The 19,187-nt window shown below is 37.7% G+C and carries 17 protein-coding genes; all 17 read right to left on the bottom strand.

Annotated elements, in window-relative coordinates; genetic code table 11:
* Nucleotides 1-17 precede the first annotated feature (17 nt).
* Genes LKD41_RS05465 through LKD41_RS05385 form a run of 17 tightly spaced genes read right to left on the bottom strand, consistent with a single transcriptional unit; the run spans nucleotide 18 to nucleotide 19,187 of the window.
* The gene (locus LKD41_RS05465; protein ID WP_227700646.1) at nucleotides 18-1,076 is read right to left on the bottom strand and encodes an NAD-dependent epimerase/dehydratase family protein; all 1,059 of its coding nucleotides are present in this window, start codon (nucleotides 1,074-1,076) and stop codon (nucleotides 18-20) included.
* Nucleotides 1,077-1,085: 9 nt separating this feature from the next.
* Complete coding sequence (locus LKD41_RS05460; protein WP_117841468.1) at nucleotides 1,086-1,796, bottom strand: IspD/TarI family cytidylyltransferase; 711 nt, start codon at nucleotides 1,794-1,796, stop codon at nucleotides 1,086-1,088.
* Nucleotides 1,793-2,725, bottom strand: a complete 933-nt coding sequence (locus LKD41_RS05455) for a LicD family protein (protein ID WP_227700645.1) — start codon at nucleotides 2,723-2,725, stop codon at nucleotides 1,793-1,795. The genes LKD41_RS05460 and LKD41_RS05455 overlap by 4 nt, the downstream gene beginning before the upstream one ends.
* Nucleotides 2,706-3,761: a pyridoxal phosphate-dependent aminotransferase gene (locus LKD41_RS05450; RefSeq protein WP_227700644.1), complete on the bottom strand. Its 1,056-nt coding sequence runs from the start codon at nucleotides 3,759-3,761 to the stop codon at nucleotides 2,706-2,708. The genes LKD41_RS05455 and LKD41_RS05450 overlap by 20 nt, the downstream gene beginning before the upstream one ends.
* 18 nt (nucleotides 3,762-3,779) lie before the next feature.
* Nucleotides 3,780-4,793, bottom strand: coding sequence for a polysaccharide biosynthesis protein (locus LKD41_RS05445; RefSeq protein WP_117841470.1), 1,014 nt, complete (start codon nucleotides 4,791-4,793; stop codon nucleotides 3,780-3,782).
* Entirely contained in the window at nucleotides 4,794-5,768 is a 975-nt protein-coding gene (locus LKD41_RS05440) for an FkbM family methyltransferase (RefSeq protein ID WP_227700643.1), read from the bottom strand.
* Between the two features lie 3 nt (nucleotides 5,769-5,771).
* Nucleotides 5,772-6,896 (bottom strand): non-hydrolyzing UDP-N-acetylglucosamine 2-epimerase, encoded by a 1,125-nt coding sequence (gene wecB, locus LKD41_RS05435; protein WP_227700642.1) that lies wholly within the window; start codon nucleotides 6,894-6,896, stop codon nucleotides 5,772-5,774.
* 4 nt (nucleotides 6,897-6,900) lie between these two features.
* Nucleotides 6,901-7,755, bottom strand: a complete 855-nt coding sequence (locus LKD41_RS05430; protein WP_227700641.1) for a dTDP-4-dehydrorhamnose reductase family protein — start codon at nucleotides 7,753-7,755, stop codon at nucleotides 6,901-6,903.
* A 1-nt stretch (nucleotide 7,756) separates the two neighbouring features.
* On the bottom strand, nucleotides 7,757-10,240 hold the full coding sequence (locus LKD41_RS05425) for a hypothetical protein (RefSeq protein ID WP_227700640.1): 2,484 nt from the start codon (nucleotides 10,238-10,240) through the stop codon (nucleotides 7,757-7,759).
* A gap of 19 nt (nucleotides 10,241-10,259) precedes the next feature.
* On the bottom strand, nucleotides 10,260-11,432 hold the full coding sequence (locus LKD41_RS05420; RefSeq protein ID WP_117841475.1) for a radical SAM protein: 1,173 nt from the start codon (nucleotides 11,430-11,432) through the stop codon (nucleotides 10,260-10,262).
* A 5-nt stretch (nucleotides 11,433-11,437) separates the two neighbouring features.
* Nucleotides 11,438-12,622 carry a radical SAM protein gene (locus LKD41_RS05415; protein ID WP_227700639.1) on the bottom strand — a complete coding sequence of 395 codons (1,185 nt, stop codon included), beginning with the start codon at nucleotides 12,620-12,622 and terminating at the stop codon, nucleotides 11,438-11,440.
* Entirely contained in the window at nucleotides 12,600-13,859 is a 1,260-nt protein-coding gene (locus tag LKD41_RS05410) for a glycosyltransferase (RefSeq protein WP_227700638.1), read from the bottom strand. The genes LKD41_RS05415 and LKD41_RS05410 overlap by 23 nt, the downstream gene beginning before the upstream one ends.
* A 17-nt stretch (nucleotides 13,860-13,876) precedes the next feature.
* Nucleotides 13,877-15,031, bottom strand: a complete 1,155-nt coding sequence (locus tag LKD41_RS05405) for a radical SAM protein (protein ID WP_227700637.1) — start codon at nucleotides 15,029-15,031, stop codon at nucleotides 13,877-13,879.
* Nucleotides 15,028-16,233 (bottom strand): glycosyltransferase family 2 protein, encoded by a 1,206-nt coding sequence (locus tag LKD41_RS05400; protein ID WP_158565971.1) that lies wholly within the window; start codon nucleotides 16,231-16,233, stop codon nucleotides 15,028-15,030. The genes LKD41_RS05405 and LKD41_RS05400 overlap by 4 nt, the downstream gene beginning before the upstream one ends.
* A gap of 1 nt (nucleotide 16,234) precedes the next feature.
* Entirely contained in the window at nucleotides 16,235-16,960 is a 726-nt protein-coding gene (locus LKD41_RS05395) for a phosphocholine cytidylyltransferase family protein (protein ID WP_117841480.1), read from the bottom strand.
* Between the two features lie 21 nt (nucleotides 16,961-16,981).
* Entirely contained in the window at nucleotides 16,982-18,043 is a 1,062-nt protein-coding gene (locus tag LKD41_RS05390) for a glycosyltransferase (RefSeq protein WP_227700636.1), read from the bottom strand.
* 1 nt (nucleotide 18,044) lies between these two features.
* Nucleotides 18,045-19,187 (bottom strand): CgeB family protein, encoded by a 1,143-nt coding sequence (locus LKD41_RS05385; protein WP_227700635.1) that lies wholly within the window; start codon nucleotides 19,185-19,187, stop codon nucleotides 18,045-18,047.

Below are 19,187 nucleotides of genomic sequence, written 5' to 3'. Positions count from 1 at the left end.
GTGACTCCTTTGCTATCTTATAGTCTTCCTTCTCTGATAATTCTTACTGTATGTGCCGTACCTTCTTCTCCACCAAAAAGTCCCTGCCAGCCCAGCAACTCCAGCTTTTCCCCATTCAGGCTGGAATTATCCATGGGATTAAATGCTTGTCGTTCTTCTTCTTTGGGAATTTGAAGCTGCACCTTAACTCCAGCTTCCTTTGCCAATTGCTCTGCCAGCTCTTTTACAGACATAATGGAATTTCTATTTGAAATATTATATGCCAGTTCCTTTTTTCCTTTTAAAAGTAAAAATAAAATTGCTGATGCACAATCCAACGCATAGCAATAGGACCTTATCTGCGTACCATTACTTTTCATAATAAGATTTTTGCCATCTGCTGCATCATATGCAAACATGGAAGATACACGATTATCCTCTCTCCGAGCTGTAGGTCCATAAATATGTCCTGGACGTGCAACTGTAACATGAAGATCATATTCTTTTGCATAACTGATGCACATTGTCTCTGCTGCACGTTTTCCCATAGAGTAAGAAGATCTCGGATTCAGCAAATCTATATATCCATATTCCGACTCTTCCAATGGATTTTCACCTGCATGTTTTCCATACACTTCACTGGAAGAAATAAATACCATCCGCTGAATCTTCTGTTCCACTCCATACTTTAATATCTGATCTGTTCCATATAATGCTACCCGCATCGTTTCTACCGGACTTTGAGTAAACATTTTCGGATAGGCAATTCCTGCACCATGAATAATATAGTTCACCGGGCATTCAAATTTAATTTTTCCAGTAGCTTCATATGGAACAATATGGAACCAGGCTGCTTTTTCATAAGGCTCAAATTTTTCTTCTATCTGTTTCTCATTTCTACCGGCTGCATATAGTTCAACCGGCACATTTCTATCCTTGTTGTACCAGATTAATAAATCTGCAATCGCAGCACCAATCAATCCAGTTGCACCAGTCAGCAATACTTTTTTTCCTTCTAACGCCTTTAAGATATCATTGGCTGACTCAATTGTTTTTTGCAAATCTTTCCGATATGTCTCGCTGTTATATCTGCTCATTTTGCCTTCCTACTTTAACCACTCTGACCGTTTCGCCAGCAGCAGTGCCTTAAATATATCAACATCATCCACTGTTGTAATTTTTATATTCTTCTCTGAGCCCATGGAAAAATGCACCTGTTTTCCCAGTTCTATCATCAATGTACAGGAAGCCACCGAATTAGTTATTCCTGCTTTTTCTGCTTCTCGATGCAATTGGCAGATATCCCCTAATTTAAATCCATGCGGAGTTTGTGTCCGCTTTAATTTTTCCCTTGGATAACTTCCCGTAGATACCATGCCATCTTCTGTTTCAAGCATTGCCTCTGCACATGGAATAACCGGAATTGCATTTCCGAACTGTTTTGTCTTCACAATGCAGTCTAATATAATATCTGCCGATACCATTGGTCTGTTCGCATCATGTATCAATATAATATCATCTTTCTCATATTCTTTTTCCAATGCATAAATTCCATTTCGGATAGATGCCTGTCCGCAGTCTCCACCCGGGAAAATATGTTGTAATTTAGTTATATTAAATTGTCTGGCATATGCTTCTAATACATGTTCCCATCCTTCCAAACACACTACCGCAATAACATCTATTTCAACATGTTTCTGAAATGCCTCTAATGTATATACAATAACAGGTTTTTCATTTACCGTAAGAAACTGCTTCGGAATATCCTGTTTCATTCTTGTACCTGCACCACCTGCAATCAATAATGCAATATTCATTTGTTTTCCTCCCTCACATAATAACCCAGTCGATTTAATTCTTCTTTTGAGAAAATATCTTCCGGCTCTAGCAGTTGAATTTTGGATACACTTAAATGTGCCTTTCGTTCTTCTTTTGGAGGAAGTTTCCTGTAATCTCCATATAATTCCCTCAGATAATTATCATATTCCTTAAACACCCGGAAAGAATATCCTTCAAATTGCATATCCATCATTTCATCAAAGCACTCTGCCGGCATACCATATTTTCCATGCGGATAAGGATATGTCATATGACTGACCAATGTTGTCCTTTTCCTGTTACACCTTCCGGCAATTCGATTCCGCCAGGAAAATATGGTATCTCTTGGAACTACACGATATAAACAGCCAAACCACTTCCTTTTCAATCCGGAAGAAGCTGCCTTCATCCCCAATTCAGAATACAACAGTTTACGAATTACATAGCATGCCATATAATGCAGCCTTCTTAAAATATATCCATCCGGAACATTATCAACTACAAATATGTCAAGAAAAATTCCTCTTGTGCTCTGCATATGTTCCTGTCCCAGCCGGACAAATTCTGTTCCCTTACGCCGCAGCTTTGCATAGCCCCAGCGATAGTTCTTATCTGTCCGGTATTCCTGCAAAGTAAAACGTTTCTGATCCAGTTCTCTTTTACACGCTTTATAAAATCTCTGATATTCTTTTCTTCGCATAATGACATCTACATCATCATCCCATGGAATAAATCCTCCATGACGCACTGCCCCAAGCAGGCTTCCTCCGTCCAGCGAATATGCAATCTGATATTTCCGGCAGATACGGTCTACTTCTATCAGCATCTCCAATAAATTCAACTGCAACTTACGCAGTTCCTGATCCGATAATATGATTTCAGTGTTGTTCTGTTCTACTGTATCTTTCTTACGACCGTTCAACTTCAAGAAATGCCTCCCAAAACTGTTTCATGTATTTTTTTGCTCCGGTGGAAATCCGTATCCATCCACTCAATACACCCTTCTTATAATCCCGAATCCAGATTCCTTTTTCTTTTAATTCTGCCACAACCTCTGCCGATGGTTTTACCGGCTTCACCAGAATATAGTTCCCCTCTCCGGCATAACAGGTATACTCTTTCTTTTCCAGTTTCTTTAACAGCCACTGTCTGCCTTCCCGCTCCTTTTTTTTCAGTTTCTTTTCCAAATCACTGTCCTGGATCACTTCCAGTGCAAACAGAATCGCAACATTATTTACATTAAAAGTTGACTCAGCATTTTCAATATAGGAAATAAGTTGCTCACATCCCGCAACATATCCGATTCGAAGTCCTGCCATGGAAAATAGTTTGGAAAATGTCCGAAGCACCATAAGATTGTCATATTTTTTAACCAAAGAAATAGCACTCTTTTTATAAAAATAATGATAGGCTTCATCAATCACTACGAACGCCCCCATCTCTTGCGCTTTTCTTATAATTTCTTCTATTTCATTGTCCTTATATACCGTTCCAATCGGGCTGTTGGGATTCAGCAATACAACAATATTGGTCTGAGTGTCTATTTCTTTACAAATGTCATTTACATCAACCGTAAAATCATCGTGATATTCTACCATCACATGCTGCATTCCAAACATTTTGGCATATATATCATACATTTCAAAGGTCGGTGCAACTGTAACAACTTTCCCACCTGCTTTTGCAAAACATTGGAATATCAGCCGCATTGCCTCATCTGACCCCGCCGTTACAGAAATATTTTCACAAAGCAATGCATCATGTTTCGCAATTGCTTCCATAAGTCTATCTTTCTGTGGATATGTTGCAAGATACTCCGGTGTGATTTTTTCCATCACCCGCCGAAACACTTTTTCCGGAAGTCCGCCCGGATTTTCATTCATATCCAGTCGAAGTACACCTTCCCGGTTATCATGAAATTTTACTCTGTATAAATCCTTAATATTTTCATTGATGTAATACATATGTATTTCCTCATTAAATTACATATTTTCCAGTTCATTACGAACATATTCCAATGACAGCAGTTTTTCCTTTACCTGCTCTACATTCAGAATCGTGGTATTATCCGATGTAAATTCTTCTAATTTTGCTTTCTCTACCTGACCCTTTTCATAGTACTGTTCGTAATTTAAATCTCTGTTATCCGCCGGAACACGATAGAAATTTCCAAGGTCAAATGCATGCATACATTCTTCTCTGGTCAAAAGAGTTTCATACTTTTTCTCGCCATGTCTTGTTCCGATATAATGAATTTCATTGGTATCATGGAAAAGTTCTCTTACGGCCTGTGCCAGAACTCCGATTGTACATGCCGGAGCCTTCTGCACCATAATGTCTCCAGGCTTTGCATTTTCAAACGCAAACATTACCAAATCCACAGCCTCATCCAAGCTCATTAAAAAACGTGTCATTTCAGGGTCTGTAACTGTAATCGGCTTTCCGCTCTTTATCTGATCGATAAACAGTGGAATAACAGAACCTCTGGAGCACATTACATTACCATAACGGGTTCCGCAGATTGTAGTCACATCTGTTGTTCTTGATTTTGCCACAAAAACACGTTCCATCATCGCCTTACTGATACCCATCGCATTAATCGGATATGCAGCCTTATCAGTAGAAAGACAAATTACCTTCTGCACATCCGCCTGAATTGCTGCTGTTAATACATTATCTGTACCAATTATATTGGTTCGAACCGCTTCCATCGGGAAAAATTCGCAGGACGGAACCTGTTTTAATGCAGCTGCACTAAATATGAAATCTACACCATGCATTGCATCCTGTACGCTTCGTATGTCACGAACATCTCCAATGTAGAATTTAATTTTTGTATTATTATACAACTTTCTCATATCATCCTGTTTTTTTTCATCTCGTGAAAAAATACGGATTTCTTTGATATCGGTATCTAAAAATCTTTTCAGAACTGCATTTCCAAAAGAACCGGTTCCACCTGTAATCATCAATGTTTTGTCTGTAAAGAATCCCATCTATCTAATCCTCCTGTTTCTTAGCTGCTCTGCTGTCTCTTTTGCAATATAAAGTGTATTTTCTATCGTAGACATATAATGAACATAGCCTTTTTTCTCCATCATCTGTGAAAATTCAGCTTCCCGTCCCCATACTTCTACGCAAATCAGCTTTACTCGAAAACGTTCTGTATCTAAAGCTTCCAATATTTCAAAGTCCATGCTTTCTGTATCAATGTCAATAATATCCGGGGCTTTGGTACAGTTTTCTTCCAGAATACGATTGATATTCATTACCGGAACATCCTTATAATTGTCTGCAAATCCTTCTCTTTCTGCAACCTCCTGGTTAAATGTATTATAACCTTTCAAGCTGGACTGATGATTCATATAATAGCGGAGAATTCCACCTTCGTCACCACTGGCTCCTGCCTCAACAATTTTATTCTTTGGTCGATATATCTGTGCCAGTTCACACATATTTCCATTCGGCTCTATTAATATGCCATTGGTATAACCTTTTTCATATAGAAGATAAGTATTATTTCTGACTACCGGATGGCAGACCCCGATGTCAACATATAGTGGATCCTTTATTCCCAGTGCCTCTATCAATTGTGTAAAAATAATATCTTCATTTGCAGTTGCATAAGAATGTAAATACGGTGCCTGTGGACAGTCAATTAACCGGGATGCAATAAAATCATACTCTTTGAGGTATTTTTCTATTTCCGGCATTATCTCCAGTTCAATATTCGGATATATAATAAAGCAGACCTTTTTCCCGACAAGATTCTTTAATATTTCCTGGGATTCCATCTTTATGCCACAGCGGATTTTCCCCCAGTTCTCTTTGGCTGCATCAATCATATAATCCAATTGATACAGGCTTAAATTATATCGTCTGTCATATTCATCCCTTCCGGCACCCCAGCCAACCAGATAGTCATAGGAAGTTCTCAATTCATTTATGTTGGTTTTACAGGTGTATCTCATGTGCTATTTCCTCCAGACCTTATCGTCAATAATGCGTGTATAGCTCTGAACAATTCTTATTACAGTTGAAGAAACATTTACGGCTTCATAATCCGGAACTGTTTCTCCAAAATCTCCCAGTTCAGCCATTCTCACAGCCATATCAACAGACTGTAACAAAGATTCTTCTGTAATCCCACCAATTACAAAACAGCCCTTGTCCAATGCTTCCGGCCGCTCGGTAGAAGTGCGGATACATACTGCCGGGAAATGACTGACCGCCGATTCTTCCGGCATAGTTCCACTATCTGATACCACACAAAAAGCATGTTTCATCAACGCACTATAATCGGTAAAATTAAATGGCGGCATTTTCCTTACCAGTGGATGGAACTGATAATTACGCTGTTCTACAAATTTGGCACTTCTTGGATGCAAAGAATAAATAACCGGCATCTGATATTTTTCTGCCATCTTATTTACCGCATTCATCAGACTTTCAAAATGTTTCTCATTATCAATATTTTCTTCTCTGTGTGCTGAAAGAACAATATAATTCTTTTCTGTCAGTCCAAGAGTGGTCAGCACATTGCTTTCCTCGATTTCTTTCTGATGTGCCAGAATCACCTCTTTCATCGGAGAACCGGTTACATAAATATGTTCTTTTCGAATTCCTTCTGAAATCAGATATCTTCTTGCATGTTCTGTATATGGAAGATTGACATCCGAAATATGATCTACAATACGTCGGTTAGTTTCCTCCGGAAGATTCTCATCAAAGCATCTGTTTCCCGCTTCCATATGAAAAATCGGAACCTTTAAACGTTTTGCAGAAATTGCAGTCAATGCAGAATTGGTATCCCCCAGTATCAGCAATGCATCCGGTTTTACCTTCTGCATCAGTTCATAGGATTTTGCAATAATATTTCCCATCGTTTCTCCCAGATTGTCTCCAACTACATTCAGATAATAATCCGGCTTTCTTAATTTTAAATCATCATAAAAAATATCATTTAACCTTGCGTCATAATTCTGACCGGTATGCACAAATATATGTTCAAAATACAAATCTGCTTTCTTTATAATTTCTGATAATCGAATCAATTCAGGTCTTGTTCCGGCAATTGTCATCACTTTCAATTTTTTCATTATGCTATACTCCTTTATACTGTTGATAAAGCTGTGGATGTTTCTGTATCCATTCTGCCATTTCTTCTACCATCTTTTCATAAGACGGCACTTCAAAAATTTCATCCTGCGTATTAACCAATGACTTATTATTAACAATACTACAATTTTCTTTTATTTCAATCTTCTTTTCTCTGCAATATTGATTAAACAATCCTAATAATGCATACTTACTGATTTCTTCATTATTTACCAGATGGTAAAGTCCTTTTTGATTCTTCTTTCCATCTGCTTCAATTGCTTTTGCCAGCTGTAAGGTTGTAACACCGGACCAGATTACATTTTTATATCCGCTCACAGAATTTCTCTGCGACATAAACCAGTGAAAAAGTCCGATTCCATTTTCCTTTAATTCCGGTCCTACAATCGAAGTCCTGATTGTAAGATTACGGTTATCAAAAACTTCTCCCAATGCCTTAGAACGTCCATAATAGGATGTTGCATCCGGCAGATCTTCTTCTGTATACTTTCCTTTTGTACCTTCAAAGACACAATCTGTACTGATATGTATCAGCTTACTTTTTGTATTCTCTAACTTTTCTGCCAGAAAATGTGGGAATACGCTATTTAAATAAATTCCATCCGAAAGTTTCTTATCTACTGCCGTATTCAATACTCCAATACAATTTACCACCACATCAAAATCATCAGCTGTAATTGCATCCAAAAGCTCGTCTTTCCTGCAGGCATCACCTATGATTGTCTTACATATCGCACTTTCTTTTTTTGCAAATCCTGTTACATCATGTTTTTGTTCCAGCAGGTACTGTGCCACCATATGTCCTGCCATTCCATTCACTCCAAGGATTAAATATTTCACGTCAGTCTTCCTCCGATGCATCCATTATTTCATTACAAACATAATCAAAAATTCCTTTTCCAGCACTTCCATCATTCCGTGCAAAAGTATCCAGTACCGCATTTTTTCTCTGCTTTGCATAAATGTCTTTCTTATTACTTACCAAATCTGCAAAATAAGAAAATCCAAACAGTGAAGAACGGTAAATATATTCTTTTTCTCCTTTACATTCCAGAATTTGAGACACCAGTTCTTCTGTATGCTGCGTCTGAAAACATTCTTTTTTCAGACTGTTATCTTTCGTATCCAGCACATAGAAATCCGTAAGCATAAATGGTGGAAAATATATTTTATCTTCTACTGCAACCGCCTCTGAAAATGGCTGTTCATGCTGTCTTAAATATTCTATCACTTCAATATGGTCTATATCAATTCGAGTTGGTTTTCCATTTTTCTCTATTTTAATAAAATATGGGACATTTCTTGGTATCAGCCATAAATTCTCTTTCTGCAGTACCATCCGATAAAACAGAAATGTCTTATCCTTGTCTTCCATTGGTATAAATTCATCATATTCAATCTTATTTAACTGCCTAAAATCCTTACTACATTGCAGCAAATATTGTCCATCTGCTGGAAGTATCCACAGCTTATCATCCCAGAATATGCACTGCATGAATCCACCATCTATTTTTTCCAGTTTATGACTGATAACCTCTTCTCTCGTAATTTCCAATATCCGGTTTTCTGTCCGTATCGGAATATACAACTTTTCATTATTGATACAGCTTTGACCATAATAAAAGCTTCTCTGGTTATCGTTATATTCCGGAAGCTCTCTTTTCTTTATTTCTTCTGTCTCAAGATTTAAAACAAGCACCGGATCTCCAGAAAAAAGTGGTGTAATTACCAGTTTATTCTCCTGTCTTATTGCTGAAACACATTTTAAATCATCTTCTTTTCTGTAATAGTTTGGAAGATAATGTACTTCTTTTGTTTTTTTATCAACAACTGCGATATGTCTGGCAAAATTGGGCAGCATAAATATCTTCTCTTCTGTAGAAACCACATAACCATATGCATTTTCCTGCATACGATTTTCTTCTAAAATACTTCGTATATATTGTACCGTTTTCGTCTTCCGGTTGATTGCAAACAATGTATTGCAGGCTCTTCCTGTTCCATAACAGACTTCCTGCTCCAATTCCGTCAAATTCGCACAAGAGAACTGCTCTGCCGGTGTCACTTTAAGATTATCAACATCAGAATCCAGAAGATAAACCGGCTTTCCTGTGACTTTATACAAAGTCAGCAAAGAACCTCCATCGCCAAAGTATGCATCACTTACCGCTATTGCACAATGCATGTCCGGTGTATCATCATAAATCACATTCTCTATTTTTTTGAATTGCCGGATAACTGCCTCATATTTCTCATATATTTTCCGGTTCATTGCCAGTGCAGTGCTCTCACTTAATGGATGCGGTCTCCAAATCAGCACGATATCCTTGTGCTCTTCAAAGAACTCTGCAACCTTTCGCAAAAAAGTAAATGCTCCTGTCTTTTCATTGATAATCCGTGACACATGCGTATTCAAAAGAAATACTGTTTTTGTTCCAATTACTTTCTCCCACTGCATCGGAACTGTCACTCCATTTCTTCCTTTCAGAATCTTATCTATCTTCGGTGAACCCAAAGCAACCACTTTATCTGCCCCGACATATTTTGCATAGATTTCTCTCAATTTTTCAGACTGTACGAAAATCTTCCATGCATTTCTTACACCCGGCACAATACAATACGTCTCATTAAAACTGTTTTCATTTACGACATCATAGGGAACATAACACAAATGGCTGGTATATTTTATTAATTCACTGCTGTAAAACTGTTCCTCAACTCTGGTTACCCGGTTATATCCATCATAAGGATTATGTATAAAGATTACATCCGGTCGTTCCTCTTTAAGCTTATATTGATATGCATCTACAATGGGTAATCCTTCCGGGAATCGATTTCCTTCATATACTGCTGTTTTCTTTCCATCCTCCAAAAGGTAATAAGGAACTGGCATTACAGACACTCTACACTTTGAATTTTGTACGGCAGCCAAATATATGCTTTCCATAGAATCCCACATAGCTGCTTTATATGGCAGAAACAATATTTCATATTTTCTATACAGCAGATGCTTTACATAATAATCTTCTGCCTGCTCCAGCTTTTTTCCTGCTCTTTCATTTTCCACTGCTGCCTGAAGTCTGTTGTTTTTTTTCATGCTCTGAAACATCTGATATACAAGCTCACAATACTCTTCCAACATTCTGATAAAAGGTGCTGTCTGTCCCATATTCTGTTCCACATAATTTCCCAGTTCAATGATTGTGCCCTGATTTTCTTCCAGCAGAGCAAAGACTTCTTTCTCTGGCAGACTTTCCAATATATTATGCTGTTTTCGTATATTTTCAAGAATAGACTGTACTTTTTTTCTCTCAGACTGTTTCATAAATGCCTCCGTATAACCACTATTCTATCTGCTCTGCAACCTTCACTTTATTACAGTTTGCCTCTGACCAGCCTGCACATTTTTTACAAAAATCCACATAACCTTTTGTAGTATATTTCAGTAGGAATTCAAGTAACTCCGTTTTTCGGACTTCTGAATAATCTTTAAGGTCAAAGTAATCATTTTCTGTTTCTTCTATAATTCCTGCCTTCGCTGCAAAATGTGCAAAATTGCAGGAGTACAATCTTTCATTTTCCAGGCAGTTCCACGGGCTGCCGCAATTATCAAAATAGTTTTCCAGTTGTAAATCAGTCATATCACTGTGTTCTGTATGTTCCACATCCAGACTGAACCATTCCGGAACATAATTGTCAATCCACTCAATGCCATATTTTTCCAGTTTTTCTACTGTTTGTGTATAGGTTTCCCTTAACTGAGGTACATTCTCACGATAATCATCCAGATAAACCTTTATACGATGTTCTTTCATCAACCGGCATAGTTCATCACCCGGTACAATACTTCCATTAATTACAGTTTCTATACTTTCAATCCTGTTTCTGTAATTTTCATCCAGATAAACCAGTGTCCTTCCCAAATCTTTATTCAGCAAAGGCTCTCCCCCGGAAACCTGAAACCTTGGAGTATAATCAATCCACCGAAACAGCGTATCAATATCTCTTTTTACAAAGGTAAAATCATGTATAATATGCTTTTTAAAATATGGTGAAAAATTCAAACAATCCTTGCATTTTAAATTGCATACTGTACTTGGAATCATACAAACAGAAGAAATCATTAACTTATCGGCTGCAAAAAAAGCATATTGCTGATAGGTATAAAAATCCAGAAAGTCTTCGATATAAAAACAATCGAGAGCCTTTATATATCCTGCCGTTCTAAGCAGCCTCATAACCTGCTCGGCAGCCTTTTTTTCCATAGCAACAATAATAATATGTTCCTCATCTACTTTTTGAAGAATCTTTTCCGGTGCAATTACCTGCTCTCCCAGATAACCATTCTGTTGTTTTTCTACGTTGCGGTCTATAAAACCATCTATATTTCCAAGCCAATTGATTCTATGATACAAATCAGCTCCATAGATTCCTGCTCCATAAATATATATTTTAGTTTTCTCTCCATAGATTGATTTTACATGGTCTAACTGATGTCCCCGGTTTGTCCATTTCATTGCAATTACTCCTTTGCTTTCTGAATAGCTGCATCTTCCAGATTCGGATTAATGGATGTCCAGCCTGCACATTTTTTACAGAATTCTACATATCCCTTTTCATTGTATCGTAATCGGAATTCTAATAATGCTTTTTTGTCTACCTCACCTGTTAATACAAAGTAATTGTCTTCATCATCCGGTAAAATCCCTGCCTTTGCTGCATAATGTGCATAATTGCAGCCTGTTATCTTCTTCTTACGAAGTGTTGACCACGGATTACCACATCTTTCATAGAAACTTTCCAGTTTCTCTTCTGAATCTTCTTCATGGCTTGAATTTTCAGAATACATACGAATCCACTTTTCTGCATAATTATAAATAACAGAAATTTCTTCCTGATTAAGTTTATTTTTTACACGTTCATACAATGCTTCTCCATTTGGAAGGGTCTTTCTGTAATCATCTAAAAATACCGTTACCTTGCATTTCTTTAAGATCCGGCAAAGTTCATCAGATGGTACAATTGTTCCATTCGTCACTGTCTCAAGGCGAATCACTTTATCTTTATAATTCTCATAAATGTATTCCAATACATGTCCCAGCTCTTTATAAAGAAATGGCTCACCACCACTAATCTGAAGACGATAAATTAAATCCACCTGTCCAAAAAAGGCATCAATATCTGCTTTTACTTCTTCCAGACTGTCCACAATATGTTTCTTAATATATGGGTTAAAATTCAGACAGCTTCTGCAGTTCAAATCACAAACGGTACTTGGAATAATATTTTCCGATGTGAAAAACAGCTTATTCTTCACATACATAAAATAGATGGGAAGATATGTATAAAGGAAATAACTATAATCGTAAATATCTTCTTCCTTTATTTCATGTTCCAGTAAACCTTTTTTTATCTCTGTAGCTCCGGATGGTGTTGCACAGATTACTACAAAGTAATTCTCTTTCTCCTTCTTCCAGAGTTCTTCCGGAGACATTACACGATATCCTCTTTTTCCTTCCTGCTGTTTTTTTTCATCTCTATCTACCAGCCATAGTTTCCAGCTGTCTTTACATTCAGAACCCTCATACACATTCAGAATATCCTCTGCATAATCTCCTGCGCCATATATAATCATTGTTTTCTTATCCTTTAACTGATAGCCGATGCTTTCAAATTCTCTTCCCTTATGCTTCCACTTCATGCTCATGTTTCAAATTCTCCTTTAATACTGATTTTAATGGTTCACAATAGAATAATTTTTTGTATATCTCTGAATATTTTTTTATGTATTTTATGTTGTTTTTTTTCAGTTGAAGTTTTATCTCATCTTCTGCCAGTGCAGACACAATAACCGCTGTATGTTCCTGATGTTTCACCAGATAATCCATTCCATAGCATGGAATACCACAGATTCTTGTGTTCCATTTTTTCTCATCATTATCAATATAAGAATGTACCAAAAATCCTCTCAACTGTAATTCATTCAGCATTCTTTTCCCATAATCCCCTGCGCCAAACAAACATATTCTATCTACCCCTTTATCCTTCCATTCCGGGAACAGGAGATTCATATCTCCTGTTCCATCTGACATTATTTCATCCTCTACAAATGCCAGCAGCTTATCCTTAAGATATCCCAATATGGTATCCGCCTTCGGACTCTGTTTCAACAAAACATATAATCTGTAATAAAAGTTAAATACACTTCCACACATATTTATCTTTTCATCATCTGTCAGCCATTCACAGAAATTTTCAAACATTTTATTATATTCCGGTCTGTGACATGCCAAAGTCTGGCTGCCCTGCTCTCCATGAATTCTTCCCACAAAAAGACTCTCCGGCACAAATACAGATTTCTGTCCCCTCATTACATGAAACAAAAATACAGAATCCTGTGTTGCAATCAGTTCCGGATCGTATAAGCCGACTCTTTCAAAATGGCTTTTATGAATCAGGATACTGCAACCATGAATACACAGGAAAACCGGTGCAAAATTACTGTTCGTCAGTTGCTGCATATCATATTGTTTCAGCCAGTCCACACTGGTTTTTTCTCCTGTTGTCATATTTAAAAAATCAAAATTAGAATGGGCAATTGCTGTCTTATCTCCGGATTTTTCAATGGCTTCTATCTGTTTTTCTATTTTCTGCGGATAATAATAATCATCATGAGACAACCAGGAAAAATACTCACCCTTCATCTCCTTTATTCCTCTGTTTACCGCGGTTGCTACTCCACCATTTTCTTTTTTGATATAGCGGATTCTATCCCCATAGGATAATGCAATTTTCTCAGTGGCTCCATTATCATTTGAACCATCATTTATAACAATTACCTCGCAATTCGGATAAGTCTGATTTAATGCGCTATCAATTGCCTCCTTCATATAATTTGCTCCGTTATAAACCGGAATCACAATTGACACTATTGGCTTTTCCACTTTTTCTGCCTCCTGACCTAACTTCTTTCTTTTTGCTTTGCAGGTGATACGATATGATCATTGATATCGACATAACCACTACATCTTTTACAGAATTCCACATATCCCTTTTCATTATAGCCCATGCGGAATTCCATCAGTTCTTTCATTCGGCTTCTGTCATATTTCTTCAAATCAAATACTTCATCTTCCTGTTCTTCCATAAAACCTGCTACAACTGCATAGCTGGCATAATTACAACTGTATATTTTTCCGCCACGCAGTTCCTGCCATGGGACATGACATCCCTCAAACCACTTCTGCAGACGTAGTTCATTCCAGTCACTATGGTCTGTTGTCATCGGTGCAAGGTCAATCCAGTTGTCAACCTTGTTTATTTCATATACGATTCCATATTCTTTAAACAGCTTCTGAATCTCCTGAAATCTCTCTTCCGATGCCGGAACAGCCTCCCTATAATCATCTAAGGTAACATCCACATTATATTTTCTACAGGCTTCCAGTATCTCCTTTTTCGGCAAAACAGTTCCGTTTGTTACTGTTCGCAGGAAATGAACTTTATGTCTGTAATTTTCTCCGATATACTCTATCAACTGTGCCAGATGTGGATATAAGAATGGCTCTCCACCGCTGATATGGAATAGCATAATATAATCCACACACCGGAAAAACATGTCTACATCTGCCTTCACAATCTCCCAGGAACGAACCATCGGCTCTTTCATATATGGTGTAAAATTCAGACATGCTTCACAATTCAAATTACATTTTGTGCTCGGCAGAAAAGAAATGGATGGAATATACAATTCTTCTCTCTGATATGCAAAATAAACGGACATGAAGATTTCCATTGTAAAAAAGTCCTGATTATAAATATATCCACCTGTCATCAGCTGCTGTATCAGCGGCTTTCTGGTATAAGGTGATACGGTTATAATAATTCCTGCATTTTCATGTTCAATTTCCTCTAAACCATATACATGCTGTCCCAGATAATTTTCTTTTTGCTTTTCCGGATTGTTATCAATAAAACCGGCAATCGGAAGCTTATCTTCTAATTCCTGATAAACTGCTTCTCCATATTCACCAGCTCCGAATAAATAGAATTTATCCTTTTTTTCTATATTCTGATAAACTGTATCAAATTCGTGTCCTTTATTTGTCCACTTCATACTTTCACCTGTTTCCTGCTTCTATCTGTTAATATTCCATCAATCTCCTGCCGGATTATGATATTGGTAAAGCCAAGCTTTTGCAATTGTTCCAGCGCACTCTGGCAATTTCTGAGAGCCACTACAACCATAATATTATCCTTATCGTCAAGTACCGTTTCCGGTAATTGACAAGGCAATCCATCTATTATCTTTTGATTCTTTTCTGTGCTGTTATCTAAAAACAGTTCTGCCTCTATTCCCCTCTTCAGAAGTTCATAATGCATTCTTACCCCATACTGTCCTGCACCAAATATCACAATTCTTTTCCGGTTCTTCTGAAGTTTTTCCGCTAATATCTTGCGGTTTCTATTGTCAGAATCATTCGGACTGCATTCGGCAAGCATTTTTTCTATCACAGAAATATCTCCACCGTAACTCTTTATAAAAGCTGTCATGCGTACAAGAAAACGCCATGGTGAACCGAATACACGTTCCATTTCTGCCAAACTCATTTTCTTTATCAGTCTTATATACAGTGCACATGTCTCCGCATAATAAGACGGTATGGTTCTTGAGCCTGCTGCCGCATGTTCTCTTACCCGAAACAGTGCTTCCGGAACAAAACAGGATTTACGATTTCTTAACATACGAAACCAGAGTTCTATGTCCTGTACCGTATAAATCGTTTCATCAAAACAGCCTGCCCGGGTAAAATTGTCCCGATGTATCAGCGCTCCGCAGGCATGTATCTGTAACTGTAATACACTGAATACAGAATTGGTAATCTGTTCTAACGTGTAATATTTATGAAAATTTGTCGTAGTAAGGCTCCCGGATGCCATATCATAAAAATCATATTCACATTGCACTACTGTTGTCTTATCCGCAAGCGACTGTACTGCCTGCATTTCCTTTTCTATCTTCTCCGGATAATATAAATCATCGTGTGACAGCCAGGAAAAATATTCTCCCTTCATATTTCTAATTCCCATATTCAGTGCGCTCGCCACACCACCATTTTCTTTCTTCAGGTAGCGTATCTTATCTCCATAAGACAATGCAATTGCTTCTGTTTTTCCATCATCCTTTGAGCCATCATTTACAACCAGTATCTCAATATTACGGTACGTCTGATTTAACGCACTATCAACTGCTTCTTTTAAATAATTGCCCCCATTATAAACAGGAATTACAATTGATACCAAAGGCAGTTTACTCATCTTATTTCCTACTTTCTCTTGTATGTGCAACATAATCTATAATTCTTTCATAATCATCAAAATAATCTATTTCTGCCCAGAACTTACCGTCCACATCCACGGTATAAATATCCTGTTCTTTCTGATCCGTAAAGGAATATAATACATTTTCCCACCAGGCACTATGCTGCTGGCTTCGAATCATTTCCTCCATACGTTTTTTAAATAACGGCAGAAAACTCTTTTCCACTTTTGCCATACCTACATATTCGCAGCTGCGCAATTCAATCGGAAGTCCCTTTCCATACTTTTCAATTCGGCCATTCCATGCCGTCTTAAAAAAATAATCTCCCTCCTGCACCCGGGAACGGTCAATTGCCATAACCGGACTTCTTTTATCTTTAAGCAGTGCAGTTAATATCTCTTCAGTAAAGAACACATCTGCATTCATGATAATCAGATCATCATCCATCTCTTCTCTTGCAAACCAAAGACTTGCAAGGCTGTTTGTAACATCAAAAAAAGGATTGTAGCAATATGTAATTTTTTCCATTCCTTCTAATGCTTCTTTTACCTTTTCTTCTTTATATCCGGTACATACAATACACTGCATTCCAGCTTTCTGAAGCAATGCTACGGAACGCCGAATCAATGGTTCTCCATCTATCGGCAAAGTTGACTTTGGCACCATTTCAACATTTCTCGCTATTCTGGTTCCCCGTCCTGCAGCCAATAAAATAGCCTTCATAGTTCTCATTCTCCTTTGTATCTATTCACCCTTTGAGCATGCCCTGATTCTCGCCTGTGCTTTTGCATAATCTCCACATTTCCGATAATATTCCAATGCCTGTCCGATGTCTCCGAGGCACTCCCGGATTACACCTGCATTGTAATATGCCAGATAAGAATTTGTTCCTGTCATCCGTGCACTCTTATACTCCGTTGCCTTTAAGAACTCCGCTACTGCTTCTTCGTAACGCTCATTATTCATATAGATAAGTCCCATCAGAAACTTGAAATCTGCGCAGTCTCCAAACTCTTCATAAATCCCTTGAAACTGCAATGCCGTTTCAACCCGCCCGGTATTCAAAAGTGCGTATCCATAGCTTTCTACCATGTCAATTACATATTCCAGCTTTGGATTCAAGTCATAGCCCAATGCTTTTTCAAAATACCGGATTGCTTCTTCATAATCCTCTGCCATATAATAGCTTTTTCCAATCTGATACATGAAATAAGTATCATACGGATGGTTCTCCAACTCTTTTAACAATAACTTCAGATTACGTTCTGCTTTTTTCCTCCGCTCCTCCTCGGTGCCTTCATAACCATCATGCAAGATAACAACCGGAGCAAGGTAGGTTTCATACTCTTCTTTATTTTTTGCTGTAACCTGTTCGTGGATACTGCCCGAATATTCATATTGCTGTCTGGAGAATATCCGGTTAATCCGTTCTATGTATTCTGTTTCCTGCTCTCCTACGGAAACGCGGTTAATTCTTTTGATTCGCCCTACCATAGAAGGATGCTGCTTTAACAAATTTTCCAGCTCGCCTGTATCTATTTCCTGTAAATATTCATCACTGTCTATCATCATAACAATGTCATTGGACGCCTGAGTCAATGCATAATTCCGTGCTGCGGAGAAATCATTGCACCAACTGAAATAACATACTTTATCTGCATATTTTTTCGCCATGACAACCGTATCATCCGTAGAACCGGTATCTACTACAACAATTTCAAAGCCATACCCCATCAGTTGTTTCAGGCACTTTTTCAATTTTTCTGATTCATTTTTCGTGATGATACATACAGAAATTTTTCTCATGTTATAAATCCTCAAGTATTACTTTCATCCGTTCTTCAAATCGAAAATCTTCTTTTACCCGCTGTAAACCTCTGGCTGCAATCTCTTTTCGTTCTTCCTCATGCTGCAAATAGTAATTCACCAGATAATAAAGCTCTTCTATATCTCCATAAGTGATGATTTCTTCTCCCAGCCGGAAGTACTCTGCCAACTCTTCCTGAAAGTTTGAAATCACAAATCCGCCACTGGCAAGAATATCAAGTATACGCAGTGGAATTCCTGTCCGGATTGTTTTCAGCGAAATATTAAGATTCACTTTGGAGCATTTAAATGCTTTTGGCATCTGGGTATAATAATCGATATAATTCTTCTTTCTTATCTTTGGTATGGCTACATCCTGTTCTCCGGAATAGAGTGCTACATCAAAATGATTGGAAAGAAGTGTTAATATTTCCTGCCGCTCTCTTCGTGTAATCTCACTGGCCAGCAGAAATTCAATTTCACGATGATTTACCGTAATCTCTCCATTCCACTGTTTCTGATAAGCCGTATTCATTCTCTCTATCAAATCATCCGTTATAAAATCCGGCAGGAAATAGCCGCCATATACTTTTTTCTGCGCCGCAATCACACCTTCCAAATATCCTCTGTCATACTCTTTCAAAGGTGCCATATACTGTGGATAGACGGTCTGATATAATTTTCCTACCAGTGAAATCTCTGCTCCATATTCCTTTTTATCGACTTCTGTAACTGCAACCGGATAAAATGTTTCCACATCTGCTGCCAGTGGCAAATAGCCGGCATTGATTCCCTGTCTTTGATATTCTTCTGCCTGTCCACGGTCAAAAAAATACACTTTTGTATAGGAATTCTTCAGTGCCTGTACATTGCGGATATGAATCGGAGAATCATAGACCCACGCACGATAAGGCAGTTTATGATTCTGGCATACATCAGAAATAACCGGATTAAAATTTACAGAAATCACTGCATCATACGCCTGCTGCGAAATCCTCTTTTCCAACTGCTCTGCAAACCGATCATCCGATTCCCAGTCATTCATCTGATAAAAGAAGGTATCATAAGCAATATTCAATCTGTGTAACGCACGTTCCATTCCTTTTCCCATAAAAGAATGCCATTGCCAGAATAATATTTTCAT

The sequence above is a fragment of the Roseburia sp. CLA-AA-H209 genome (assembly GCF_020687575.1).
Lineage (GTDB): Bacteria > Bacillota > Clostridia > Lachnospirales > Lachnospiraceae > Roseburia_C > Roseburia_C amylophila.
Note: the sequence above shows the minus strand (reverse complement) of the source record. Positions and strands in the feature narration are given on the sequence as shown.

Excerpts from the sequence above, each read along its gene's own strand:
- LKD41_RS05465 (WP_227700646.1), bottom strand. The coding sequence starts at position 1,076 with ATGAGCAGATATAACAGCGAGACATATCGGAAAGATTTGCAAAAAACA.
- LKD41_RS05460 (WP_117841468.1), bottom strand. The coding sequence starts at position 1,796 with ATGAATATTGCATTATTGATTGCAGGTGGTGCAGGTACAAGAATGAAA.
- LKD41_RS05450 (WP_227700644.1), bottom strand. The coding sequence starts at position 3,761 with ATGTATTACATCAATGAAAATATTAAGGATTTATACAGAGTAAAATTT.
- LKD41_RS05445 (WP_117841470.1), bottom strand. The coding sequence starts at position 4,793 with ATGGGATTCTTTACAGACAAAACATTGATGATTACAGGTGGAACCGGT.
- LKD41_RS05440 (WP_227700643.1), bottom strand. The coding sequence starts at position 5,768 with ATGAGATACACCTGTAAAACCAACATAAATGAATTGAGAACTTCCTAT.
- wecB (WP_227700642.1), bottom strand. The coding sequence starts at position 6,896 with ATGAAAAAATTGAAAGTGATGACAATTGCCGGAACAAGACCTGAATTG.
- LKD41_RS05425 (WP_227700640.1), bottom strand. The coding sequence starts at position 10,240 with ATGAAACAGTCTGAGAGAAAAAAAGTACAGTCTATTCTTGAAAATATA.
- LKD41_RS05420 (WP_117841475.1), bottom strand. The coding sequence starts at position 11,432 with ATGAAATGGACAAACCGGGGACATCAGTTAGACCATGTAAAATCAATC.
- LKD41_RS05415 (WP_227700639.1), bottom strand. The coding sequence starts at position 12,622 with ATGAGCATGAAGTGGAAGCATAAGGGAAGAGAATTTGAAAGCATCGGC.
- LKD41_RS05405 (WP_227700637.1), bottom strand. The coding sequence starts at position 15,031 with ATGAAGTGGACAAATAAAGGACACGAATTTGATACAGTTTATCAGAAT.
- LKD41_RS05400 (WP_158565971.1), bottom strand. The coding sequence starts at position 16,233 with ATGAGTAAACTGCCTTTGGTATCAATTGTAATTCCTGTTTATAATGGG.
- LKD41_RS05395 (WP_117841480.1), bottom strand. The coding sequence starts at position 16,960 with ATGAAGGCTATTTTATTGGCTGCAGGACGGGGAACCAGAATAGCGAGA.
- LKD41_RS05390 (WP_227700636.1), bottom strand. The coding sequence starts at position 18,043 with ATGAGAAAAATTTCTGTATGTATCATCACGAAAAATGAATCAGAAAAA.
- LKD41_RS05385 (WP_227700635.1), bottom strand. The coding sequence starts at position 19,187 with ATGAAAATATTATTCTGGCAATGGCATTCTTTTATGGGAAAAGGAATG.